Source organism: Kocuria marina (assembly GCF_000786655.1).
Lineage (GTDB): Bacteria > Actinomycetota > Actinomycetes > Actinomycetales > Micrococcaceae > Kocuria > Kocuria marina_A.
The window spans coordinates 23,480-46,660 of the sequence record NZ_JROM01000007.1; the positions used below are offsets into that span (position 1 = coordinate 23,480).

At 68.7% G+C, this 23,181-nt stretch carries 20 protein-coding genes and 1 pseudogene; 2 read left to right on the forward strand and 19 right to left on the reverse strand.

Features of this window, described 5'->3' with window-relative positions; translation table 11 throughout:
• Nucleotides 1-57 precede the first annotated feature (57 nt).
• From treZ to glmS, 6 genes are all read right to left on the reverse strand, one after another.
• A complete protein-coding gene (gene treZ / locus AS25_RS00735) occupies nt 58-1,881 on the reverse strand; it encodes a malto-oligosyltrehalose trehalohydrolase (protein WP_035959506.1) in 1,824 nt (607 codons plus the stop codon).
• A 3-nt stretch (nt 1,882-1,884) separates the two neighbouring features.
• Nucleotides 1,885-4,248: a malto-oligosyltrehalose synthase gene (gene treY / locus AS25_RS00740; RefSeq protein WP_035959510.1), complete on the reverse strand. Its 2,364-nt coding sequence runs from the start codon at nt 4,246-4,248 to the stop codon at nt 1,885-1,887.
• Nucleotides 4,249-4,414: 166 nt separating this feature from the next.
• Entirely contained in the window at nt 4,415-6,607 is a 2,193-nt protein-coding gene (gene glgX / locus AS25_RS00745; protein WP_035959513.1) for a glycogen debranching protein GlgX, read from the reverse strand.
• A gap of 83 nt (nt 6,608-6,690) precedes the next feature.
• Nucleotides 6,691-8,376 (reverse strand): bifunctional ADP-dependent NAD(P)H-hydrate dehydratase/NAD(P)H-hydrate epimerase, encoded by a 1,686-nt coding sequence (locus tag AS25_RS00750; protein ID WP_035959518.1) that lies wholly within the window; start codon nt 8,374-8,376, stop codon nt 6,691-6,693.
• Nucleotides 8,369-8,740, reverse strand: a complete 372-nt coding sequence (locus AS25_RS00755) for a holo-ACP synthase (RefSeq protein WP_035959524.1) — start codon at nt 8,738-8,740, stop codon at nt 8,369-8,371. Before AS25_RS00755 ends, AS25_RS00750 begins: the two co-directional genes overlap by 8 nt.
• 234 nt (nt 8,741-8,974) lie before the next feature.
• A complete protein-coding gene (gene glmS / locus AS25_RS00760) occupies nt 8,975-10,858 on the reverse strand; it encodes a glutamine--fructose-6-phosphate transaminase (isomerizing) (RefSeq protein WP_035959532.1) in 1,884 nt (627 codons plus the stop codon).
• A 74-nt stretch (nt 10,859-10,932) separates the two neighbouring features.
• Between glmS and coaA the strand changes: the two genes are divergently transcribed.
• Both coaA and mscL read left to right on the forward strand, forming a co-directional pair.
• On the forward strand, nt 10,933-11,889 hold the full coding sequence (gene coaA / locus AS25_RS00765) for a type I pantothenate kinase (RefSeq protein WP_084117926.1): 957 nt from the start codon (nt 10,933-10,935) through the stop codon (nt 11,887-11,889).
• A gap of 36 nt (nt 11,890-11,925) precedes the next feature.
• Nucleotides 11,926-12,392 (forward strand): annotated as a pseudogene (gene mscL / locus AS25_RS00770) (large conductance mechanosensitive channel protein MscL).
• 85 nt (nt 12,393-12,477) lie between these two features.
• On the opposite strand, the gene glmM reads toward mscL, so the two are convergent.
• The 13 genes from glmM to map form a co-directional block, all read right to left on the reverse strand.
• Nucleotides 12,478-13,827 carry a phosphoglucosamine mutase gene (gene glmM / locus AS25_RS00775; protein ID WP_035959545.1) on the reverse strand — a complete coding sequence of 450 codons (1,350 nt, stop codon included), beginning with the start codon at nt 13,825-13,827 and terminating at the stop codon, nt 12,478-12,480.
• Nucleotides 13,828-13,875: 48 nt separating this feature from the next.
• Nucleotides 13,876-14,916: a polyphosphate kinase 2 gene (gene ppk2 / locus AS25_RS00780; RefSeq protein WP_035959553.1), complete on the reverse strand. Its 1,041-nt coding sequence runs from the start codon at nt 14,914-14,916 to the stop codon at nt 13,876-13,878.
• A gap of 182 nt (nt 14,917-15,098) precedes the next feature.
• On the reverse strand, nt 15,099-15,599 hold the full coding sequence (gene rpsI / locus AS25_RS00785; RefSeq protein WP_035959560.1) for a 30S ribosomal protein S9: 501 nt from the start codon (nt 15,597-15,599) through the stop codon (nt 15,099-15,101).
• Between the two features lie 32 nt (nt 15,600-15,631).
• Nucleotides 15,632-16,075: a 50S ribosomal protein L13 gene (gene rplM, locus AS25_RS00790; RefSeq protein WP_035959569.1), complete on the reverse strand. Its 444-nt coding sequence runs from the start codon at nt 16,073-16,075 to the stop codon at nt 15,632-15,634.
• 237 nt (nt 16,076-16,312) lie between these two features.
• Nucleotides 16,313-17,293 carry a tRNA pseudouridine synthase A gene (locus tag AS25_RS00795; RefSeq protein ID WP_035959578.1) on the reverse strand — a complete coding sequence of 327 codons (981 nt, stop codon included), beginning with the start codon at nt 17,291-17,293 and terminating at the stop codon, nt 16,313-16,315.
• A gap of 83 nt (nt 17,294-17,376) precedes the next feature.
• Nucleotides 17,377-18,141, reverse strand: a complete 765-nt coding sequence (gene rplQ / locus AS25_RS00800; protein WP_035959585.1) for a 50S ribosomal protein L17, sunset domain variant — start codon at nt 18,139-18,141, stop codon at nt 17,377-17,379.
• 71 nt (nt 18,142-18,212) lie between these two features.
• Nucleotides 18,213-19,232 (reverse strand): DNA-directed RNA polymerase subunit alpha, encoded by a 1,020-nt coding sequence (locus tag AS25_RS00805; RefSeq protein WP_035959592.1) that lies wholly within the window; start codon nt 19,230-19,232, stop codon nt 18,213-18,215.
• 149 nt (nt 19,233-19,381) lie between these two features.
• Entirely contained in the window at nt 19,382-19,786 is a 405-nt protein-coding gene (rpsK, locus tag AS25_RS00810) for a 30S ribosomal protein S11 (protein ID WP_012397714.1), read from the reverse strand.
• A gap of 59 nt (nt 19,787-19,845) precedes the next feature.
• Nucleotides 19,846-20,214 (reverse strand): 30S ribosomal protein S13, encoded by a 369-nt coding sequence (rpsM, locus tag AS25_RS00815; RefSeq protein WP_035959599.1) that lies wholly within the window; start codon nt 20,212-20,214, stop codon nt 19,846-19,848.
• A 157-nt stretch (nt 20,215-20,371) separates the two neighbouring features.
• Nucleotides 20,372-20,485 (reverse strand): 50S ribosomal protein L36, encoded by a 114-nt coding sequence (gene rpmJ / locus AS25_RS00820; RefSeq protein ID WP_012397712.1) that lies wholly within the window; start codon nt 20,483-20,485, stop codon nt 20,372-20,374.
• A gap of 89 nt (nt 20,486-20,574) precedes the next feature.
• Nucleotides 20,575-20,796 carry a translation initiation factor IF-1 gene (gene infA, locus AS25_RS00825; RefSeq protein WP_012397711.1) on the reverse strand — a complete coding sequence of 74 codons (222 nt, stop codon included), beginning with the start codon at nt 20,794-20,796 and terminating at the stop codon, nt 20,575-20,577.
• A gap of 251 nt (nt 20,797-21,047) precedes the next feature.
• On the reverse strand, nt 21,048-22,196 hold the full coding sequence (gene rlmN, locus AS25_RS00830) for a dual-specificity RNA methyltransferase RlmN (protein ID WP_035959607.1): 1,149 nt from the start codon (nt 22,194-22,196) through the stop codon (nt 21,048-21,050).
• A gap of 99 nt (nt 22,197-22,295) precedes the next feature.
• Nucleotides 22,296-23,129 (reverse strand): type I methionyl aminopeptidase, encoded by an 834-nt coding sequence (gene map / locus AS25_RS00835; RefSeq protein ID WP_035959614.1) that lies wholly within the window; start codon nt 23,127-23,129, stop codon nt 22,296-22,298.
• Nucleotides 23,130-23,181 lie beyond the last annotated feature (52 nt).

A 23,181-nucleotide genomic window follows, 5' to 3' on the forward strand; every position in this document is an offset into this window, starting at 1 on the left:
CCCCCTGGAATCCCGCCGCGCACACCGACGCCGCGCCGAACGACGCCGCACGGGTAGCTACACCCGCAGCACCGCCGCCGTCTCCGGCGCGAGCCGCACCGCGCCCGGCGCCGTCGTGACGTCCGGGTCCGTGCCACTCGCGAACAGCACCTGCGGGGCGTCACCGCCCATGAGCGGCAGCTCGCGTTCGGAGTCCGAGAGGTTCACGGCCACGACCACGCCGTGTTCGGATTCCGGCTCGCTCATCCGCTTGAGCACGAACCACTGCTCGGAATCGCTGGCCTGGGTGGCCACGGTGGCCCAGTCCTGATCCGTGAGCTCCGGGGTGTCGTGGCGCAGCGTGATCAGTTCCCGGTAGGCGTCCAGGATGCGCTGGTGCTCACCCTCGTGCACCTCACCCCAGTCGAGCTTGGAGCGCTCGAACGTGCGCGGATCCTGGGGGTCCGGGACGGTCGCGTGATCCCAGGCCATCGCGGCGAACTCCGCCTTGCGGCCCGTGGCCACGGCCTCCCCCAGCTCGGGTTCGGGGTGGGCCGTGAAGAACTGCCACGGCGTGCTGGCCCCGAACTCCTCGCCCATGAACAGCATGGGCGTGAAGGGCTGGGTGAGCAGCCACGTGGCGGCTGCGATCGCCCGGTCCACGGTCATGCCGTGGTTCATCCGGTCCCCGGCCGCGCGGTTGCCCACCTGGTCGTGGTTCTGCAGGAAGGTCACGAACTGCCACGGCCGCTGCTCGGCCGGATCGATCTCCCGGCCGTGGGAGCGACCCCGGAACGTGGAGTACGTCCCGTTGTGGAAGTACGCGGTGTGCATGGTCTTCTCGAGGGCGTGCAGGGACGCGAAGTCCCCGTAGTAGCCGTGGGTCTCCCCGGTGAACGCCACGTGCGCGGCGTGGTGGACGTCGTCGAGCCACTGCGCGTCCATACCCAGACCGTGTCGGTCCGTGCCCGCGATCATGCGGGGATCGTTGAGGTCGGACTCCGCGATGGCCACGAGGTCCTTGCCCGTGCGCTCGGACTCGGCGGCGATACGTTGGGCGATCTCCTCCAGGATGTGCGTGGCGCGGGAATCGGCGAGCGCGTGCACGGCGTCCAGGCGGAACCCGTCCACGTGGTAGTCGCGCAACCACATGGTGATGTTGTCCAGGATGTACTCGCGCACCCCGTCCGAACCCCACCCGTCCAGGTTGATCAGATCGCCCCAGCTGGACGCCCCGGGCTTGAAGTACTCCGCGAACAGCGGCAGGTAGTTCCCGCTGGGTCCCAGGTGGTTGTAGACCACGTCCTGGATCACGGCGATGCCCTTGGTGTGGCACGCGTCCACGAACCGCTGGTAGGCCTCGGGTCCGCCGTAGGACTCGTCCACGGTGTACCACGCGACGCCGTCGTAGCCCCAGTTGTGGTCCCCGTTGAACCCGTTGACGGGCAACAGTTCCACGGCGTCCACGCCGAGGTCCACGAGGTGGTCCAACTTGCCGATCGCCGCGTCGAGCGTGCCCTCCGGGGTGAACGTCCCGGGGTGCAGTTCATAGAGCACGGAGTCCCGCAGCGGACGCGGCCGCCACGCGGCGTCGTGCCATTCGAAGGCGTCCGGGTCGAACGTGCAGGACAAATCGTGCACACCTTGCGGCTGGCGGCGTGAGCGCGGGTCTGGAAGCACCTCGGACACCGAAGTGCGTTCTTTGTCCGTGCCCTCGTCGAAAACCTTGGTGAGCAGGTAGCCGTAGCGCACGGTGCCTCGGGGGACGTCGGCGTCGTCGGGCAGCGTCCACCAGCCGGGGCGATCGGTCAGGCCCTGCATGGGGTGGTCCGTGCCGTCGATGCGGACGGTGACCTTGCGGGCGTGGGGTGCCCACACGTCGAAACGATGGTCCTGGGTCATGTCTCAGCCGTCCTTCCGGCGCAGGATCGCCACGGGGTAGGTGAAGAGCAGATCGGCCAGGCGCACGGCGCCGTCCTGGTCCGTGGTGTACTCGCGGTGCGTGAGGACGTCCTGCCACGTCCCCGGCGCGAGGACCACGGTCTCGTCCGTGAAGCCGCCCTCGGGGGCGAGGGTCGCGGGGAATCGGGTGACCACGGTGGCCACGCCGCCGCGGTCGAAGCCTATGGCGTGCTCGGCGAGCGCGCCCCGGAACTCCAGCGGTGTGTACTCCGTGAACAGCTCGGGGTGCTCGCCGCGCAGCCGCAGGACGCGCGAGGTCAGCAGCATGCGCGCGGCCCCCGTGCCGTCCACGGGCGGGGTCGCGTCCTCGGAACCCGGCCGAGCGGCGTCGAGCCGCGCCAACATCTCCTCGCGCGCCGCGAAGTCCACGGGTCGGCGGTTGTCGGGGTCCACGAGCGACGGTTCCCACAACTCCTGCCCCTGGTAGACGTCCGGGACGCCCGGCAGGGTCAGCTGCAGCGCGGTGGCCGCCAGGGCGTTGCTGAACCCCGGCGCGCTCACGCGCTCCACGCACCCCTCCACGATGCCGCGGGCGCGCGGGTTGCTGAACAGGAAGTCGATGAAACGGGTCAGCTCCGCCTCGAAGTGCTCGTCTCCGTCCACCCACGCGGTGGACACGGACGCCTCGCGCACGGCCTTCATGGCGTAGTCCACGGCGCGATCGCGCTCGAGCGGCCACGCACCCACCACGGCCTGCAGCACGAGGTTCACGGCGGGTCCGTCCGACAGCTCGATCTGCGCGTCCTTGGCGCGGTTGACGAGCGTGGCCACGGTCTCGGACCAGGCCCTGGGCTGCTCCGAGAGCACCGTGATGCGCGCACGCACCGACGCCGAGCGCTTGGTGTCGTGGGTCGTCAGGGCGTTCATGGTCGCGGGCGATTCACGCTGCCGCCGCGCCGCCTCCGCGTGGAACTGCTCGGGCGTGAGTGAGAAGACCGCGGGGTCACCGCCCACCTCGGTCAGGGAGGAGAGCTTGGGGTAGCGGTAGAACGCGGTGTCCTCCACGCCCTTGGCCATGACCATCCCCGAGGTCTGCTGGAAGCGCTGGGCCACCTCGCTGAGCTCACCGTTCGCATCCCCGCCGAGTTCACGCGCGAGGTCCTCGAGCACGTCCGCGAGTTCGGGCCGCCACCGCCGGGCCGCGGCGACCGCGTCCCGCAGGTACTGCGCCCCCTCGGGCAGGTACGTGCGGTACACGGGGAAGTTGGCGAGGATCTCGGCGAGACCGTCGTATGACGCCGCGGCCCCGTGCGGGAAGTCCGCGGGCAGTTCGCGCACCAGACGGTGCACCTCCGCCGCCAGTCCCGCGTCCGCCATCCGACGCTTGGTCTCGTGGATCAGCGGGTCCCAGCGCACGGGCTGCCCGCCGCGCAGTTTGGTGTCCAGCGACGCGAGCTCGTAGTGCCCGCGCGCGTCCGTGAGCACCCGGTCGATCCAGCCCAGCGAGTCGTAGCCCGTGGTCCCGGCCGTGCGCCACTGTTCGGGCAGGTACTCCCCCGGTTCCAGGATCTTCTCGACGACGGTCCACGCGCCGTCCGTGAGTCCGGCCAGCTTCTCGAGGTAGTCCTGCGGGTCCCGCACCCCGTCCGGGTGGTCGATGCGCAGCCCGTCCACGAGGCCCTCGCGGAACCAGCGGGCGACCTCCGTGTGGGACTCCTCGAAGACCCGGGCGTCCTCGACCCGCACCCCCGCGAGCGTGGCCACGGTGAAGAACCGGCGGTAGTTCAGCTCGGAGTCACCGCGGCGCCAGTTGATCAGTTCGTAGTGCTGCCGCCCGTGCACCTCGGCGGGGTCGTCACCCTCGCGGTACGTGCCCTCGGCCAGGGGGTAGACGTTGTCGTAGTAGTGCAGCGTCCCGTCCTGGACGGTGAGCGCGGAGAGGTCCTCGTCGCCGTCGCCGAGCACCGGGATCAGGATCTTGCCGCCACCGGCCTGCCAGTCCACGTCGAACGCGTCCGCGTAGGGGCTGTCCTGCCCCTTCTCGAGCAGCGACCACCACCACGGGTTCTCCTGCGGGGCGGCCACACCCTGGTGGTTGGGCACGATGTCCACGACGACGCCCAGTCCGGCCTCGTGCGCGGCATCGGACAGTGCCTTCAGCCCCTCCGATCCCCCGCGTTCGGGATCCACCTCGGTGGGATCCACGACGTCGTACCCGTGGTCCGAGCCGCTCGTGGCCCGCAGGATGGGCGAGAGGTACACCCACTCCGCCCCCAGACGCTTGATGTAGGGGATCAGTTCCGCCGCGCGATGCAGGTCCTGCTGGGTCGTGATTTGCAACCGGTACGTTGAAGTGGGTGTCAGCACCCTTACAGTCTTGCCGAATGCGCGCGCTCGGGCCAGTCACTCCGCGCTCAACGAGCACCGTGACGTAAACGGCGGACGCGCCACCCGTGTGGGGTGACGCGTCCGCAGTCGTGTTCAGCGCGGCGCGGGCTGCGGGCGATCTGCCCGGTCACGCACCGCGGGGCGCTCAGGCGTCGTCGGGCGACGCCGCGTACACCGCTGCCGCGACGGACGCCGCCACGGAGGCGTCCGGCTCTTCCTCGGGGGCCTCCCAGGCGCGCAACAGCACCGTGGACTTGCCCGCCATCCGCAACGTGGAGGAGTGCTCACGCACGGCACCGTCCGCGTGCTCGCCGGCGGTGTCCACGATCTCCTCCCACTTCATGCCGTAGCTGGCCGGCGGCAATGTGATGTCCACGGGCTCGGGGTTGGAGTTGAAGTACACGATGAAGTTCACGTCCGTGATCCGGCGACCGCGCATGTCCACCCCCGCGATGCCCTGACCGTTGAGCCACATGCCCACGGCACGAGCCAGGGGCTCGTCCCAGTCGGCGGGCACCATGGGCGTGCCGTCCGTGTTGAGCCACGCGATATCCGGCATGGGATCGCCCTCGGCGCGCTCGCCCATGTCCACGGGACGCCCGTCGAAGAACTGCGAGCGGCGGAACGTGGGGTGTTCGTGGCGCAGGTGGGTGATCACCGAGGTGAACTCCACGAGCGGGGTGTCCACCTTCTCCCAGTTGATCCACGTGAGCTCGTTGTCCTGGCAGTACGTGTTGTTGTTGCCCTTCTGGGTGCGCCCCGCCTCGTCACCGTGCAGCAGCATGGGCGTGCCCTGGGACAGCATGAGCGTGGCGATGAAGTTGCGCTGCTGACGCGCACGCATCGCGAGCACCTCGGGATCGTCCGTGGGCCCCTCCTCACCGCAGTTCCACGAGCGGTTGTGGGACTCGCCGTCGTTGTTGTCCTCGCCGTTCTCCTCGTTGTGCTTCTCGTTGTAGGACACGAGGTCCCGCAGTGTGAAGCCGTCGTGGGCGGTCACGAAGTTCACCGAGGCGAAGGGGCGCCGGCCGCTGTTCTCGTAGAGGTCAGCGGAGCCGGTGACACGGGACGCGAACTCCCCCAGGGTCGAGGGCTCACCGCGCCAGAAATCACGCACGGTGTCCCGGTACTTGCCGTTCCACTCGGTCCACTGCGGCGGGAAGTTGCCCACCTGGTAGCCACCGGGACCGATGTCCCAGGGCTCGGCGATCAGTTTGACCTGCGAGACGATCGGGTCCTGCTGGACGAGTTCGAAGAACGTGGAGAGCTTGTCCACGTCGTAGAACTCACGGGCCAGCGTGGCCGCGAGGTCGAAGCGGAAACCGTCCACGTGCATCTCTGTGACCCAGTAGCGCAGCGAGTCCATGATCAGCTGCAGCGAATGCGGGTGGCGCACGTTGAGGGAGTTACCGGTACCCGTGTAGTCCATGTAGAACTTCTGGTCGTCGTCCACGGTGCGGTAGTACGCGGTGTTGTCGATGCCCTTCATGGACAGCGTGGGGCCCATGTGGTTGCCCTCGGCCGTGTGGTTGTACACCACGTCCAGGATGACCTCGATGTCCGCCTGGTGCAGTGCGCGCACCATGGCCTTGAACTCCTGGACCTGGCTGCCCAGGTGGGAGGCCGCGCTGTACTCGTTGTGGGGCGCGAAGAACGCGATGGTGTTGTAGCCCCAGTAGTTACGCAGCCCCTTCTCGAGCAGCGTGGAGTCCTGGACGAACTGGTGCACGGGCATCAGTTCGATCGCGGTGACCCCCAGCTTCTGCAGGTGTTCGATGACCGCGGGGTGGGACACACCGGCGTACGTGCCGCGCTGTTCCTCCGGGACCTCCGGGTGCTGCATGGTGAGACCCTTGACGTGGGCCTCGTAGATCACGGACTTGTGGTACGGGGTGCGCGGGGTGCGGTCACCCTCCCAGTCGAAGAACGGGTTGATCACCACGCCCTTCATCATGTGTTCCGCGGAGTCCTGGTGGTTCTCGGAGTCCTCGTCACCGAAGTTGTAGGAGAACAGGGACTCGTCCCAGTCGATCCCGCCCTCCACGGCCTTGGCGTAGGGGTCCAGGAGCAACTTGTCGGGGTTGCACCGCAACCCCTGGGACGGATCCCACGGCCCGTGCACCCGGTACCCGTAGCGCTGACCGGGCTGCACCTGGGGGAGGTAGCAGTGCCACACGTAGCTGTCCACGGCGGTGACCTCCACGCGCGTCTCCGTGCCGTCCTCCTCGAACAAGCACAGTTCCACACGGTCCGCGACCTCCGAGAAGAGCGCGAAATTGGTCCCCGTGCCGTCGAACGTGGCGCCCAGCGGGTACGGGTGTCCTGGCCAAACTTCCATGTACTTCTCCTCAGCGTGTCGTGGGGCCGTGAGCGGATCCCCGCTCGCGGCCAGCCACTAATAATAGTCGTTCGGGTCGCGGCTCACGGACGGGCCAGCACCGCGCGCACGTTCTCCGCGAGCACCGACGGCGGGACGGGGCCCTCCCCGTTCGCCCGTGAGGCCACCGCGTGCAGACCGGCCCCGAGGGCCGCGGCGGCCGCCCAGCGACCGTCCCCGCGGGCCCAGTCGCCCAGGACCGCGAGCGCGTCCGGGTGCTCGGCCACGTGGGCCACGACCGTGCCCAGGATCCCGGCGAGGGTGTCCCCCGAACCCGCCGTGGCCAGCCAGGGGCTCGCGTGGCCGATGCTCAGGCACAGGCATTCGTCGCGCCCGGAAGCGTTCCCGTCCTCGGAGGCGTCCCCGTCCCGTCCCACGGGGGACGCGATCACGGTGGACGCGCCCTTGAGCAGCACCGTGGCACCCGTGAGGCGCGCGGCCTCGCTCGCCCAGTGCACGGGGTTGGCCTCGATCTCGGAGCGCTCCACCGTGGAATCGCACACCCCGAAACCGTGGAGCCACTCGAAGACCTGGGACAGTTCCCCCGCGTGGGGCGTGAGGATCTTGTGGGGGCCCAGGGCGGCGTCGACCACGGAACGCGCGGCGGCGTCGAGCGCACCGGCGTCGAGTACGGCCGGCTCCTGGGCCTCGATGATCGCCTGCACGCGCGCGGCCTGGGACTCGTCCCCCACCACGCCGGGGCCCGCGAGCCACGCCTGGACGTGGACGTCCCACGGCTGGTCGTCCGAGCACACGACCTCCGGACTGCGCGCGAGCACCATGCCGCGCGTGGTCGAATCCCCCAGGAAGCGGACCATTCCCGCGCCGGCGTTGACCGCCGCCTGGGTGCACATGATCGCCGCGCCCGGATAGCTCGACGCACCGGCCACGACGCCCAGCACACCTCGGGTGTACTTGGTGTCGGTCGCCCCGGGGCGCGGCCACGCGGCGAGCACGTCACGCGGTTCGAGCCGGTGCACGGCGGGGTCGCTCAGCCGGTCCTCGATCCCGATGGGCACCACCGTGAGCGCCCCCGTGGCCTGCTCCCCCGGGGACACCACGTGGCCCGTCTTGGCGCCGCCGAACGTAATGGTGGCGTGGGCGTGCAGGACCGGCTCGGGAGCCTCACCGGTGTCCGCGCTGACGCCGGAGACGAGGTCGCACGCCACGATCCGCGGGAAGCGCCGTTCCCGCGCGGCAGCCGGATCCCGCTGCCGTTCGGTGAACGCCCGCACGAGCTGCGCGACCTTACCCCGCAGCCCACCCTGCGCACCGGTGCCGAGCACGGCGTCCACGATCAGGTGGGCGTCGGCCATGAGGGAGACCGCGCGGGACACGTCCACCGGGTGCGCGGCGGCCACGGCGTCCGAGAGCTCGCGCTCCTCGCCGTCCTGGTCGGTGAGCCGCAGCGCGGTGCCGCCGCGAGCGAGCAGCGCCCGCAGGCCCTGTTCGTGCACGCGGGTGCCGGTCAGGACGGCCACGACCTTCACGCCGCTGCGGCGCAGGAACGCGCCCGCCCACAGTCCGTCCCCGCCGTTGTTGCCCGAGCCCACGAGCAGCACCGCCGTGGTGCCGCCCAACAACCCTCTCCGGTTGGCCAGGCGCAACTGCGCTTCGCAGCCGCGGGCCAGTCCCAGGGCCGCGCGACGCATCAGCACGTCCCCGTAGCCCTCGTCCAGCAGCGGCTGTTCCGCAGCGCGGATGCTCTCGCCCGAGTACGCCTCAATCATCGCGGTGTCCTCCCTGTCCTTCGGCCACGACGAACGCCACGGCCATGCCGCCGTCGTGGGAGATCGTCACGTGCCATGTTTCCACGCCCCTGCGCCGCGCCTGCTCGGCCACGGTGCCTGCGGTGTGCAGACGGGGAGCGCCGTGGGCGTCGTTACTGATCCAGCAGTCCTGCCAGATCATCCCCGGCGGGGCCAGCAGCGCCTTGGCCGCGGCCTCCTTGACCGCGAAGCGCGCGGCCAGCGAGCGCGGGTGCAGTTCCCGCTCGTGGGGCACGAACAGGCGTTCCCGCAATCGCGGCGTGCGCTCCAGCTGTCGTTCGAAACGCGCGATGTCCACGATGTCCACGCCGGTGCCCACAATCATGTCGCCAGCCTACCGGCGCCGCCCGACCCCCTCACGGGCGCCGCGGCACGGTCCGGGCCTCGCGCATGCCTCGGCTCGGTCCGCGTCTCGCGGTCCCCGCGGCACCACACGAGCCTCGCGATCGCCGCAGCACGGCCCGGGCCCCCTGGGCGTCGCGGCATGCCCGGGTACGACGACGGCGGGTGACGCTCCCACAGGAAGCGTCACCCGCCGTCGGACGGACGAACCGGAGGATTACTCCACGGTCACGGACTTGGCCAGGTTGCGCGGCTGGTCCACGTCGTAGCCCTTGGCCCCGGCGAGTTCGCACGCGAAGATCTGCAGCGGCACCGTGGCCAGCAACGGCTGCAGCAGCGTGGGTGCCTCGGGGACGTAGAAGACGTGGTTGGCGAACTCGCGCACGGCGTCGTCGCCCTCCTCCGCGATCACGATGGTCTCGGCCCCGCGAGCGCGGATCTCCTGGATGTTGGAGACCACCTTGGCGTGCAGCGAGTCCCGGCCGTTGGGCGAGGGGACGATCACGAACACGGGCTGGCCCTGGTCGATCAGCGCGATGGGCCCGTGCTTGAGCTCACCGGCGGCGAATCCCTCCGCGTGGATGTAGGCGATCTCCTTGAGCTTGAGCGCACCTTCCATGGCCACGGGGAAGCCCACGTGACGGCCCAGGAACAGCACGGACCCGGCGTCCTTCATCCCGGCCGCGAGTTCCTTGACCTGCGGCTCCACCTCGTCCAGCACGCGCTGGATCTTGGCGGGCATGGCCTCGAGCTCGGCCAGCATGGTGGAGATCTCGTCCTTGAACTTGTTGCCGCGCAACTGGGCCAGGTACAGGCCCAGCAGGTACGCGGCGGTGATCTGGGCGAGGAACGCCTTGGTGGAGGCCACCGCGATCTCGGGACCCGCGTGCGTGTAGAGCACGGCGTCCGCTTCGCGCGGGATCGTGGAACCGTTCGTGTTGCAGATCGCCACGACCTTGGCGCCCTGTTCCTGCGCGTGGCGCACGGCCATGAGGGTGTCCATGGTCTCGCCGGACTGGGAGACCGCGACCACCAGGGTCTTCTCGTTCACGATCGGATCGCGGTAGCGGAACTCGTGCGCGAGCTCCACCTCGGTGGGGATCCGGCACCAGTGCTCGATCGCGTAGCGCGCGACCTGCCCGGCGTACGCGGCGGTACCGCACGCGATCACCACGATCTTGTCGATCGAGCGCAGCACGGTCTCATCGATCTTGATCTCGTCCAGCGTGAGCCGGCCGTTCTCGTCCAACCGGCCCAGCAGGGTGTCCCCCACGGCGGCGGGCTGGTCGTGGATCTCCTTCTCCATGAAGGACGGGTACCCGTCCTTCTCCGCGGCGGCGGCGTCCCACTCGATGTCGAAGGGCTTGCCCCCGGCGGCGTTGCCGTGGAAGTCCACGATCGTGTAGTCGTCAGCGGTGATGGTCACGATCTGGTCCTGGCCCATCTCCACGGCCCGCTTGGTATAGTCGATGAAACCGGAGACGTCCGAGCCCAGGAAGTTCTCGCCGTCGCCCAGCCCGATCACGAGCGGCGAGTTGCGGCGCGCCGCGACCACGCGGTCCGGGTGGTCCGCGTGCACGGCCAGCAGCGTGAACGCGCCCTCGAGGCGGCGGCACGTGTCCTGCATGGCCACCGTGAGGTCCTTCTCGTCCGCGCCCTGCGCGTTGTACGTGCGGGCCAGCAGCACCGCGGCGACCTCGGTGTCCGTCTCGGACGTGAAGCTCTCGCCCTGGGCGCTGAGTTCGCGCTTGATCTCGCTGAAGTTCTCGATGATCCCGTTGTGGATCATGGCCAGCTTGCCGCCGTCGACCACGTGGGGGTGCGCGTTGACGTCGGAGGGGCCTCCGTGGGTGGCCCAGCGGGTGTGGCCGATCCCGATGTTCGATTCCGGCAGGGGGTGCGCTTCGAGCTCACCGATCAGGTTGCTCAGCTTCCCGGCCTTCTTGCGGTACTCCACCGCACCGTCGGCAATCACTGCGACGCCCGCGGAGTCGTACCCGCGGTATTCCAGTCGACGAAGCCCTTCGAGGATCACCTCGAGCGCACCGTGCTGTCGCCCGTCAGCACGGTTCGAGCCCACATATCCCACAATTCCACACATGAAAAATACTGTACCGGAAACGCTCCGCGCCCTATGCCCTGCGTGAGGGGGCCCGGGCCTACACTGGTCCGAGCATGAGCACACAGCCCATAACCCACCGCGTCTCCCCTTTCGTGGAGTTGGATCGTCAGACCTGGTCCAGGCTTTCGCACGAGATCGACGTCCCGCTCACCGCGCAGGAGATCGAGAACCTGCGCGGTCTCGGTGACCGCTTGGACGTGGACGAGGTCCGCGAGGTCTACCTGCCCCTCTCGCGGTTGCTCACGCTCTACGACATGTCCTCCACGCAGCTCAACGCCGCCACGAACTCCTTCCTGGGCGAGCATCACGCGCGCACCCCGTTCGTGATCGGGATCGCCGGGTCCGTGGCGGCGGGCAAGTCCACCACGGCTCGCTTGCTGCGCGAGATGCTGGCCCGCTGGCCGTCCACCCCGAACGTGCAGCTCGTGACCACGGACGGTTTCCTCTACCCCAACGCCGAGCTCCGACGGCGCGGGCTCATGGACCGCAAGGGCTTCCCCGAGTCCTACGACCGGCGCGGGCTGCTGCGCTTCGTCTCCGAGATCAAGTCCGGCGCCCCCGAGGTGCGTGCCCCCAAGTACTCCCACGTCACCTACGACATCCTCCCGGACGAGGAAGTCGTGGTGACCCGCCCCGACGTCGTGATCGTGGAAGGCCTGAACGTGCTCGCGCCCGCGAAGCTGGAGAGCGGCAAACGCACCGCGCTCGCGCTGAGCGATTTCTTCGACTTCAGCATCTACGTGGACGCCCGCACCCAGGACATCGAACGCTGGTACGTGGAGCGCTTCCAGGCCCTGCGCTCCTCCGCGTTCTCGGACCCCGAGTCCTACTTCCACCGCTACGCGGACCTCACGGACGAGCAGGCACAGGACGTGGCCACGGACATCTGGCGGCGGATCAACGAACCCAACCTGGAGCAGAACGTGCGCCCCACCCGCGGCCGCGCCCGGCTGATCCTCTCCAAGGACCACGACCACAAGATCCGCAGAGTGCTGCTGCGAAAGAACTGATACTTTCCGGCCCGTTTTCTCTGTACGATGAGCGCCATGCTCAGTGGTTTCAAAGAATTCATCACGAAGGGCAACGTGATGGATCTGGCCGTTGCCGTGCTCATCGGCGCCGCCTTCTCCAAGATCGTCAACGCTCTCGTCGAGAACGTGCTCATGCCCGCCATCTCGGGAATCGTCGGTTCGCCCAACTTCGACAATTTCGCCGCCGTCACGCTCAACGGTAACCAGATCAAGTTCGGGTGCTGCTGACCGCGATCGTGAACTTCCTGCTCATCGCCGCCGCCGTGTACTTCTGCATCGTGCTGCCCATGAACAAGATGATCGAACGCCGCAACCGCCGGCTGGGCATCGAGCCCACCGAGGAGCCGGCCGATCCCAACACCATGCTGCTCACCGAGATCCGCGACGCGCTCACCGGGCACAACGCCGGCGCGCTGCGCACGGACGGCACGCAGCCCGGCCTCTCGGGACAGCCCGGTACCACCGGCGGAACGATCCGCTGACCCCCACCCCTTCGACGTCAGGAAACGGCGAGGCCCCGCACCACTTCTCGGTGCGGGGCCTTCGCCGTTGGTCCGTGCGGTGGCGCTACAGGCTGAGGTGCTGCTCCACCACGGACACCAGCTCTTCCGCCTCGCGCTGGGCGATGTCCTGCGAAGCCGCCTCCACCATGACCCGCACCACGGGTTCGGTGCCGGAGGGGCGCAACAGCACCCGGCCCTCGCTGCCCAGCCGCTCCTCCGTGCGGGCGACGGCGTCGAGCACCGGCTCGCTCGTTCTGGCCGCCGCCTTGTCCACGCCCTTGACGTTGATCATCACCTGGGGCATGCGCGTCATGGACTTGGCGAGTTCCTGCAACGGCATGCCCGTCTGGGCCACCCGTGAGGCCAGCATCAGACCCGTGAGCAGACCGTCGCCGGTGGTCGCGTAATCCGCCATGATCACGTGCCCGGACTGTTCACCGCCCAGGTTGTAGCCGTTGGCCACCATGGATTCCAGGACGTAGCGGTCCCCCACGGAGGCGCGCACGAGTTGGATCCCGGCCTCGTCCAGGGCCAGTTGCAGCCCCAGGTTGCTCATGACCGTGGCCACGAGCGTGTTGTGGTTGAGCCTGCCCGCGTCCTTCATGGCCATGGCCAGGATGCACATGATCTGGTCGCCGTCCACCTCCGTGCCGGTGTGGTCCACGGCCAGGCAGCGATCGGCGTCGCCGTCGTGTGCGATGCCCAGGTCCGCGCCCAGCTCACGCACGACCTGCTTGAGCGGACCCAGGTGGGTGGAGCCCACGCCGTCGTTGATGTTCAGCCCGTCCGGTTCCGCACCAATCACGTGCACCTTGGCACCGGCGTCGCGGAACGCATCCGGTGAAGCGCCGGATGCCGCGCCGTTCGCGCAATCGAGCACGATCGACAGCCCGTCCAGACGGTGCGGGATGGCACCGACCAGGTGCAGGATGTAACGGTCCTCGGCGTCCGACAAACGGGTCACGCGGCCCACTTCCGCACCCGTGGGGCGGCGGAAATCCTTGGCCTCGTAGACCTCCTGGATGGTGTCCTCGATCGCGTCCGGCAGTTTCTTGCCCCCGTGCGCCAGGAACTTGATGCCGTTGTCCGGCGCGGGGTTGTGGGACGCGGAGATCATCACGCCGAAATCGGCGTCGATGTCCCCCACCAGGTAGGCGGCTGCCGGCGTGGGCAGCATCCCGGCGTCGTAGACGTCCACGCCGGAGCTCGCGAGACCCGCGATCACGGCCGCGCCGAGGAACTCCCCGCTCGCGCGCCCGTCCCGCGCCACGACGGCGGTGGGTCGCTTCCCGGCCTCCGCGTGGCCGTGGCCCAGGACGATCGCCGCCGCCTGGGACAGCTCCATGGCAAGTTCTGCTGTGAGGAGGCCGTTCGCGAGACCGCGAACGCCGTCCGTTCCAAAGATTCTAGACATCGAGAGTCATCTTACGACCAACGCCCGCGCAAACCCGGCGCATTCGACTCAGCCCTTCCCGGGCCGGACCACCGGGAAACCGTCCGGGTTCTCGTTGCTGTCCTCCGTGAGATCCGCCGCCCCACCCACGATCTTGGTGTCCGGCGTGCCCACCACGGAGTGGTCCTTGTTGGGGTAGTCGAACTGCGTGAGGACGTAGCGCATGGCCTCGAGCCGCGCACGTTTCTTGTCGTTGGACTTGATCACGGTCCACGGGGCGTCCCCCGTGTCCGTGTAGAAGAACATGGCCTCCTTGGCCTCCGTGTAGTCGTCCCACTTGTCCAGGGACGCCACGTCCGTGGGCGAGAGCTTCCACTGCCGCACCGGGTCCGTCCGGCGGGACTGGAACCGCGCGAGCTGCTCCGCGCGCGTCACCGAGAACCAGAACTTGATCAGATGGGTGTCCGAGTTCACGAGCATCCGCTCGAACTCCGGTGCCTGACGCATGAACTCGTAGTACTGCTGCGACGTGCAGTAGCCCATGACCCGTTCCACGCCCGCCCGGTTGTACCACGAGCGGTCCATCAGCACGATCTCCCCACCGGACGGCAGGTGCTTGACGTAACGCTGGAAGTACCACTGCGTCTGCTCGATGTCCGTGGGCTTCTCGAGCGCCACGACCCGCGCACCACGGGGGTTCAGGTGCTCCGTGAACCGCTTGATCGCCCCGCCCTTACCCGCGGCGTCCCGGCCCTCGAAGATGATGAGCAGCTTCTGACCGGTCTCCTTGATCCACAGCTGCAGCTTGAGCAGTTCGATCTGCAGTGCCCGCTTGGTGCGCTCGTAGTCCTTGCGGGGCAGCTTCTCGTCGTACGGGTAGCCCAGCTTCCACGCGGTGGACGGTTCCGCCCCGCTCGCGTCGTACAGTTTCCGCCCGAGCTCCGCGATCTCGTCGAGTTCGGCCGCGTAGTCCTCCACCACGGAGACCCGGTGCTGTTCCTTCTTGAGGGCCTCGTCCACCGCCGCCCGCTGCTCCGTACGCTGTTCCGTCTCGGCCTGCTGCTTCTCGACGACGGCGTTCCCCGACTTCTGCTCCGACTGCTTGCTCATACGGGCCCTCTCTCGACGGTACGGCGGGAGCGACGTCGCTCCGCACCTTCATGTTACGTCCGTCACCGCGTCGGGTGGCCGCATGGCAACGCCCGGGCAACGAAACAGGGTCCCGTTCCCCGGCGGAAACCGAGGAGCGGGACCCTGCGACCACGCCAGTCCGGCGTGTGGGTGGCGCAGCTTTAGCGCTTCGAATACTGCGGCGCCTTGCGGGCCTTCTTGAGGCCTGCCTTCTTGCGCTCGATGACGCGGGCGTCACGGGTCAGGAAGCCGGCCTTCTTGAGGGCGGGGCGGTTGTGCTCGGCGTCGATCTCGTTGAGCGCGCGGGCCACGCCGAGGCGCAGCGCACCGGCCTGGCCGGAGGGGCCGCCGCCGCTGATGCGGGCGATGACGTCGTACGCGCCCTGCAGTTCGAGCAGGCGGAAGGGGTCGTTGACCTCCTGCTGGTGCAGCTTGTTGGGGAAGTACTCCTCGAGGCTGCGACCGTTGACGCTCCACTGGCCGGAACCGGGGACCACGCGCACGCGGGCGATGGCCTGCTTGCGGCGACCCAAGGCCTGGCCGGAGACGGTCAGGGCGGGGCGGTCGGACAGGGCGGCACCGGCGACGGGCTCGGTGGACTCGGAGGTGTAGCTGGTCAGCTCCACGTCCTCGGTGATCTGCTCTTCAGTGTTCTGAGCCACGATTCTCCTTATGTGTTATTCGTTGGCCCGAATTACTGGGCGACCTGGGTGAATTCGTAGGGCTTGGGCTGCTGAGCCTGGTGCGGGTGCTCGGCACCGGCGTAGACCTTCAGCTTGGACAGCTGCTGAGCGGCCAGCTTGTTCTTGGGCAGCATGCCCTTGACGGCCTTCTCCACGGCGCGCGTGGGGTTCTTCTCGAGCAGCTCGGCGTAGCTGGTGGACTTGAGCCCACCCGGGTAGCCGGAGTGGCGGTAGGCGCGCTTCTTCTCGAGCTTGGCACCCGTGAGGGCGACCTTTTCCGCGTTGATGATGATGACGAAATCGCCGGTGTCCACGTGGGGAGCGAAGGTCGGCTTGTGCTTCCCGCGCAGCAGTGTTGCGGTCTGGCTGGCAAGACGACCCAGGACGACGTCGGTGGCGTCGATGACGTGCCACTGACGCTGGACGTCACCGGGCTTCGGAGTGTACGTACGCACGTTGATCTGCCTTCGTTTGTCTGCTGATGACACGAATGCTCGTGTCCGTTGGTTCCGTTGTGCTTCGGGGCCCGGGTGAGATCCGGGCGGCATCCGTGCGTCCACAACCCGGTGCACCGCACGGCCCTGCGCTCTGCAACATGAGCGACCGATGCGGGTACACGTGAACCGGGGCAGAACACGCACAACAGCATTCCATATTACCGGATCACCGCCCGCCCCGCCAGTCGTGGGGCGCTATTCGTCGTGTTGGGCGGGGCGCCGAGCGCGCGTGAGCCGGGCGCGTTCGGCGAGCTGGGATGGGTCGGGATAGCGCACGGCATCAAGGACGAGACCGTGCGCGGGTGCCATGAGGACGTTCGCGTCCCGGACCCGGGCGCGCAGCCGCTGACCCGGCCACCCGGCGTCGTACCGCCCCTCCCCCACGCGGACCACCGCGCCCACGATGCAGCGCACCATGTGGTGGCAGAAGGCATCCGCCTGTAGGGCGATCGTGATCATGCCGCTCTCGTCGCGGTGCACGCCCGCGCGCTGCAGGTCGCGGATCGTGGTGGCGCCCTCGCGGGGTTTGCAGAAGCTCAGGAAGTCGTGCAGCCCCAGCAGTTCGCGCACGGCCCGGTCCATCGCGGGCACGTCGAGGTGCCAGGGGACCCACCACGAGAACGTGCGCGTCAGGGGGTCGTGGCCGGTCACGGCGTCCGCCACGCGGTACGTGTAGCCGCGGGAGAGCGCGGAGAACCGGGCGTCGAAGCCCTCGGGGGCCACGGCGACGTCGCGCACCACGATCGCACCCACGGCGGGGTCCCAGCCGTGGGCCGCACGGTCCTTACCCAGGACCCGGTTGAGGGCGCCGTTGAGCTTGCGCGTGAGCCCCGCGGCGGCGGCATCGCGGGCCGCGACGTCCTGCACGTCGGCGGGACCGCCTGCGCTGAGATCGCCGGTGTCGGCATCACTTGCCAGGGGCCCGCGGGGACGCGAGCACGCGAACCGGGCCCACAACGGCTCGGGAATGTCCACGTGGACGGTCTGCCGACGCGCATGCACACCCGTGTCCGTGCGCCCGGCCACGACCGTGGCGCACGGCGCGCGGAAGATCAGCTCGAGCGCGTCCTCGAGCGCGCCCTGCACGCTCGGCAGCCCGGGTTGCCGGGCCCAGCCCTTGAACGGGGCGCCGTCGTAGCCCAGCTCCACCCGCAGTCTGAGGGTCTCTCCCGTCATCTGTGCGTTCCTCCCGAAGACGACGACGCCGCCGCAGGAACCTGCGGCGGCGTCGTGACGGTCGTGCTACTCAGAAGTCCCGATCACTCGGAGATCTTCTGGGCGGCGGCACCGCCGGCGGGCTGGAAGCCGGCTGCCTCGGCGTTGGCCGGGGAGTCGAACCAGATCTCGGCGGTCGTGCCGGAGTACCAGCGCGAACCGGGCACGTGGTACTTCATGGAGTTGCGGTTGCCCTTGACGGTGAAGCCCTCGGGGGCCTCGCCGGACTCGAGCGGCGCGTGGGAACCGGCGAACTCGGCGTCCTGGTTCTCCTCGGCGACCTCGGCGGCCTCCTCGGAGCCGATGGCCGGAGCCTGCTCCTCGGCGGGGATCTCGTTCTCCTTGACGTCCTCGGCGGTGGAACCGGCGGGGGTGTCCACGGGAGCGGCGGGCTCGGCGGCGGCCTTGGTCGTGGCGCGCTCGGCCTCGGCCACGGTCTCCCGCTTGGCCACGGGCTCCATGACGAGCTCGATCACGGCCATGGGGGCGTTGTCGCCCTTGCGGTTGCCGATCTTGGTGATGCGGGTGTACCCGCCGTCGCGGCCTTCCATGGCGGGCGCGATGCTGGTGAACAGCTCGTGCACCACGGACTTGTCGGTCAGCTGACGCATGACGCGACGGCGGGCCGCGAGGTCACCGCGCTTGGCGAACGTGATCAGGCGCTCGGCCACGGGACGCAGGCGCTTGGCCTTGGTCACGGTGGTGGTGATGCGCTTGTGCTCGAACAGCTGCTGCGACAGGTTCGAGAGGATCATGCGCTGGTGGGTCGGCCCGGCGCCGAGACGGGGTCCCTTGGTAGGGGTAGGCATAGTAGGTCTCCTGATGATCGGGCCCGTGCGGTCCGCTCAGCGGCCGCGGGGCACGGAAAGTGGTGTGGGCGTCAGTCGAGATCGACGTCGAACGGGTTGTTGTTCTCGTCCTCGTCCTCGAGCGACGCCGCGTGGGCGGCGAGGTCGTAACCCGGAGGGGAATCCTTCAGGGCCAGACCGAGCTCACCGAGCTTCTCCTTGACTTCATCGATGGACTTGGCACCGAAGTTGCGGATGTCCATGAGGTCCGCTTCGGAGCGGCCCACGAGTTCACCCACGCTGTGGATGCCCTCGCGCTTGAGGCAGTTGTACGAACGCACGGACAGCTCGAGGTCCTCGATGGGCAGCGCCATGTCCGCGGCAGCCGCGGCGTCCGTGGGCGAAGGCCCGATCTCGATGCCCTCGGCAGCCGAGTTCAGCTCGCGCGCCAGGCCGAACAGCTCGACCAGCGTGGTGCCCGCCGAAGCCACCGCGTCACGCGGGGAGATGACTTCCTTGGTCTCGACGTCCAGGATGAGCTTGTCGAAGTCGGTGCGCTGTTCCACACGGGTGGCCTCCACGCGGAAGGTCACCTTCAGGACGGGGGAGTAAATGGAATCCACGGGGATCCGACCGACTTCCGCGTCAACCGACTTGTTCTGCGACGCCGAGACGTAACCGCGCCCGCGCTCGATGGTCAGCTCGATCTCGAGCTGGCCCTTGGAGTTCAGGGTCGCGATGTGCAGATCGGGGTTGTGGACCTCGACACCGGCCGGGGCGGAGATGTCCGCCGCGGTGACCTCGCCCGGTCCCTGCTTGCGCAGCCACGCGGTGACGGGCTCGTCCTCCTCGGAGGACAGGGAGAGCTTCTTGATGTTGAGGATGAGCTCGGTGACGTCCTCCTTGACACCCTCCACGGTGGAGAACTCGTGCAGCACGCCGTCGATGCGGATGCTGGTCACGGAGGCCCCGGGGATGGAGGACAGGAGCGTACGGCGCAGGGAGTTACCGAGGGTGTAACCGAAACCTGGTTCCAACGGTTCGATCACGAACCGGGAACGGTTCTCGGCCACAGCCTCTTCCGTGAGGGTGGGGCGCTGTGCGATGAGCACTGATGTTTCCTTTCAGCGTGCCTCCGCCATATGACGCACGCAGGTGGTGGAAAACAAAATGGGTGGGTGCCGCGGTGAGCAGGCGTGAAACACCGCGTCGAAGCGTGGCCACCCGCACCCAGGGGGCACGGGCGACCACGCGGGACGTGTCAGACGCGGCGGCGCTTGGGGGGCCGGCAGCCGTTGTGCGCGGACGGGGTGACGTCCTGGATGGAGCCGACCTCCAACCCGGTGGCCTGCAGTGCGCGGATCGCGGTCTCGCGGCCCGAACCGGGGCCCTTGACGAACACGTCCACCTTGCGCATGCCGTGCTCCTGCGCGCCCTTGGCAGCGGCCTCGGCGGCCTGCTGCGCGGCGAACGGGGTGGACTTCCGCGAACCCTTGAAGCCCATGCCGCCGGCCGAGGCCCACGACAGGACCGCACCCGAGGGGTCGGTGATGGAAACGATGGTGTTGTTGAACGTAGACTTGATGTGGGCCTGGCCCTGCGTCACGTTCTTGTTAACCTTGCGACGCGGCTTGCGAGCAGCCGTCGCGCGAGTCTTCTGAGCCATGAATTCTCCTACAAAGATCTTCGACGTAGATCAGCCACCGGCGGCGGTGGCGACCACGATTACTTCTTCTTGCCGGCGACCGTGCGCTTGGGACCCTTGCGGGTGCGAGCGTTGGTCTTGGTGCGCTGGCCGTGGACCGGGAGGCCACGGCGGTGACGCAGTCCCTGGTAGCTGCCGATCTCGACCTTGCGGCGGATGTCGGCGGCAACCTCGCGGCGCAGATCGCCTTCGACCTTGTAGTTGCCTTCGATGTAGTCGCGCAGCTCCACGAGCTGGGCGTCGGTGAGATCCTTGACGCGCACGTCGCCCGAGATGCCGGTGGCATCCAGGGTTGCGAGAGCGCGCGTGCGTCCCACGCCGTAGATGTAGGTCAGCGCGATTTCCAGCCGCTTTTCGCGGGGGAGGTCGACGCCTGCGAGACGAGCCATATCGGCGGTTCTCCTTGTACTGTCCGGAGGTCTTGAACACTGCGTCCCGGATGTTTCGTCACATCCGGTCTCCGGCCTCCGTGCCGGGGGTTGCCGCACCCGTGGGTGCCGACTGCAGTGCCCGTTCTGTCAATCCACTTGCGTGGGGGCGTTCCCGTCAGCCCTGGCGCTGCTTGTGCCGGGGGTTCTCGCAGATCACCATGACCCGCCCGTTACGGCGAATCACCTTGCACTTGTCGCAGATCTGCTTGACGCTCGGTTGGACCTTCATCGCATTCCTTCGCGTACTAGTAATGGCGTGTGCACCGGAGACACCGCGCCCGGGCCGGGGGCACCGGCCGTGCACGGTGGTTCTGGGTCTTACTTGTAGCGGTAGACGATCCGGCCTCGGGAAAGGTCATAGGGGCTGAGCTCCACCACGACGCGGTCCTCAGGGAGGATCCGGATGTAGTGCTGGCGCATCTTGCCAGAGATGTGGGCGAGCACCTTGTGACCGTTGGTCAGCTCAACACGGAACGACGCATTGGGCAGTGCCTCGACCACAGTGCCTTCGATCTCGATGACTCCGTCTTTCTTGGCCATATCCTCCGCTAACTTCTCGAGGGGTCCGGTTGTTCTACCGGACGGCGGTGCCCGGACCGGTAGTCCCCCCAGACGAACAACCCCGCACTACGATTCGCAGTGGGGGTCATGGGATGGGTGGGCGCGGCTCGGTCTGCGAGCACAAACAACCAACGCACGACACTACGCTGTTTCGCCCGTCTGCGCAAGCCGGGACGGCCCGGGGACGACGGTGCTCGGGCGGCCCGATCGCCGCTCGTCCCCTCCGCGGCTCAGACGTCCGTGGCCAACTGGCCGCACGCGCCGTCGATGTCGGAGCCGCGCGTGTCCCGCACCGTGGTGGGGATGCCGTGGGCGCGCAGGCGCTCCACGAAGTTCTGCTCCACGCCGCGGCGCGAGGCCGTCCACTTGGAGCCGGGGGTGGGGTTGAGCGGGATGGGGTTCACGTGCACCCACCCGGCACCGCGCTTGTTGAGCTTCTCCCCCAGCAGGTCCGCACGCCAGCCCTGGTCGTTGATGTCACGGATCAGCGCGTACTCGATCGACACGCGCCGGCCGGTGGCGTCGTAGTAGTCGCGCGCGGCCTCGAGCGCCTCGTCCACCTTCCACCGGGTGTTGATGGGGATCAGTTCGTCACGCAGTTCGTCGTCCGGGGCGTGCAGGGACAGCGCCAGGGTGATGGGCAGCTTCTCGAGCGTGAACTTGCGGATCCCGGGAACCAGGCCCACGGTGGACATGGTGAGCCCGCGCGCGGAGATCCCGAGTCCTTCCGGGGAGGGGTCGATGATCCGATGTACGGCGCCCATGGTGGCCTTGTAGTTGGCCAGGGCCTCCCCCATGCCCATGAACACGATGTTGGACACCCGCTGGGGCACGTCCTCCGGGTCCCCCACCACGCCGTCGCGCAGCGCCCGCACACCCTGGACCACTTGATCGGCGATCTCGGCGGCGGAGAGGTTGCGTGTGAGGCCGGACTGGCCGGTCGCACAGAACGGGCAGTTCATCCCGCACCCCGCCTGGGACGAAATGCACATGGTCACGCGCTTGTCGTAGCGCATGAGTACCGACTCGACCATAGCGCCGTCGAACAACCGGTGGACGGACTTGACGGTCATCCCCTGGTCCGCGCGCAATTGCCGCACGGTGGTCAACAGCGGCGGCAGGGCCTTGGCCGCGAGCTCGTCCCGCTGGGCGGCGGGCAGATCCGTCATGGCCGCGGGGTCCGCCTCGAAGCGCTCGAAGTAGTGCTTGGACAGCTGCGACGCCCGGAACGCGGGGTAGCCCGCGTCCTGTAGGAACTGCTTGCGCCCGGCCATGTCGAAGTCCGCGAGGTGCAGCGGGGGCTTGCCGCGCCGCGCGGGCTTGAACACGAGCTGGCCGGTCTTGGGTTTCGGGGTGATCTCAACGGGTTGTGCCGTCATGGGAATCCTCTCCCTGTTCTCGGGGTGGTTCTGTGGTGTCAGGGGTCGGGTGGACGTTGCGGGACGAGCTGTGACGATCGGAAGTGCGGCGGCGGGCCGTCAGGCAGCGGGGATCGGGACCGGGCGGACCCCCAGGGGTTCGAGTTCGGAGCGGCCACCGTCCTCCGCGGTGAGCACCCACACGCCCTGGCTGTGGCGGCACACGGTGTGCTCCCACTGGCTCGCGCGCGAGCCGTCCGTGGTCACGACCGTCCATTCGTCCTCGAGCACGCGGGTCTCGATCCCGCCACGCACGAGCATGGGTTCGATGGCCAGCGCCATGCCCGTGACGAGCTTGGGCCCGCGGTTGCTGACCGCGTAGTTGGGGACGTCCGGGGCCATGTGCATCTCGGTGCCGATGCCGTGGCCCACGTAGTCCTCGAGGATCCCCAGGCGTCCGCCCACGGTGTCCCGCACGTGGTGCTCGACCGCGCGGCCGATGTCCCCCACGTGGGTACCGGTGGCCATCGCGGCGATCCCGCGCCACATGGCCGCGCGCGTGACGTCCGACAGTTCCTGGTCGGCGGGGTCGTGGGTCGTCCCCACGAGCACGGTGCGCGCGGAGTCCCCATGCCAACCGGCCACGATCGCGCCGCCGTCGATCGAGACGATGTCACCGTCCGCCAGGACGCGCTGCCCGGGGATCCCGTGCACGACCTCGTCGTTGACGGAGGTGCACACCGTGGCCGGGTAGCCGTAGTAGCCCAGGAAGTTGGACTGCGCGTCGTACTCGTCCAGGACCTCGCGGAACGCACGGTCGAGGTCTGCGGTGGTGGCCCCGGGGACGGCGGCCGCGACCGCGGCGTCGAGCGCGAGTGACGTGACCACGCCCGCCCGGGACATGGCCGCCAACTCGGCGTCCGACTTCAATTGGATCTTGCGGCGTCCGAACACGGTGCTCGGGACCTCCCTGATGGTTGATGTTCGTCTGACGGGCGAGCCCCCG

Excerpts from the sequence above, each read along its gene's own strand:
- AS25_RS00755 (WP_035959524.1), bottom strand. The coding sequence starts at position 8,740 with ATGATTGTGGGCACCGGCGTGGACATCGTGGACATCGCGCGTTTCGAA.
- rlmN (WP_035959607.1), bottom strand. The coding sequence starts at position 22,196 with ATGACGGCACAACCCGTTGAGATCACCCCGAAACCCAAGACCGGCCAG.
- treZ (WP_035959506.1), bottom strand. The coding sequence starts at position 1,881 with ATGACCCAGGACCATCGTTTCGACGTGTGGGCACCCCACGCCCGCAAG.
- coaA (WP_084117926.1), top strand. The coding sequence starts at position 10,933 with ATGAGCACACAGCCCATAACCCACCGCGTCTCCCCTTTCGTGGAGTTG.
- AS25_RS00750 (WP_035959518.1), bottom strand. The coding sequence starts at position 8,376 with ATGATTGAGGCGTACTCGGGCGAGAGCATCCGCGCTGCGGAACAGCCG.
- glmS (WP_035959532.1), bottom strand. The coding sequence starts at position 10,858 with ATGTGTGGAATTGTGGGATATGTGGGCTCGAACCGTGCTGACGGGCGA.
- infA (WP_012397711.1), bottom strand. The coding sequence starts at position 20,796 with ATGGCCAAGAAAGACGGAGTCATCGAGATCGAAGGCACTGTGGTCGAG.
- ppk2 (WP_035959553.1), bottom strand. The coding sequence starts at position 14,916 with ATGAGCAAGCAGTCGGAGCAGAAGTCGGGGAACGCCGTCGTCGAGAAG.
- rpmJ (WP_012397712.1), bottom strand. The coding sequence starts at position 20,485 with ATGAAGGTCCAACCGAGCGTCAAGCAGATCTGCGACAAGTGCAAGGTG.
- rplQ (WP_035959585.1), bottom strand. The coding sequence starts at position 18,141 with ATGCCTACCCCTACCAAGGGACCCCGTCTCGGCGCCGGGCCGACCCAC.
- rpsK (WP_012397714.1), bottom strand. The coding sequence starts at position 19,786 with ATGGCTCAGAAGACTCGCGCGACGGCTGCTCGCAAGCCGCGTCGCAAG.
- rpsM (WP_035959599.1), bottom strand. The coding sequence starts at position 20,214 with ATGGCTCGTCTCGCAGGCGTCGACCTCCCCCGCGAAAAGCGGCTGGAA.
- glmM (WP_035959545.1), bottom strand. The coding sequence starts at position 13,827 with ATGTCTAGAATCTTTGGAACGGACGGCGTTCGCGGTCTCGCGAACGGC.
- AS25_RS00795 (WP_035959578.1), bottom strand. The coding sequence starts at position 17,293 with ATGACGGGAGAGACCCTCAGACTGCGGGTGGAGCTGGGCTACGACGGC.
- glgX (WP_035959513.1), bottom strand. The coding sequence starts at position 6,607 with ATGGAAGTTTGGCCAGGACACCCGTACCCGCTGGGCGCCACGTTCGAC.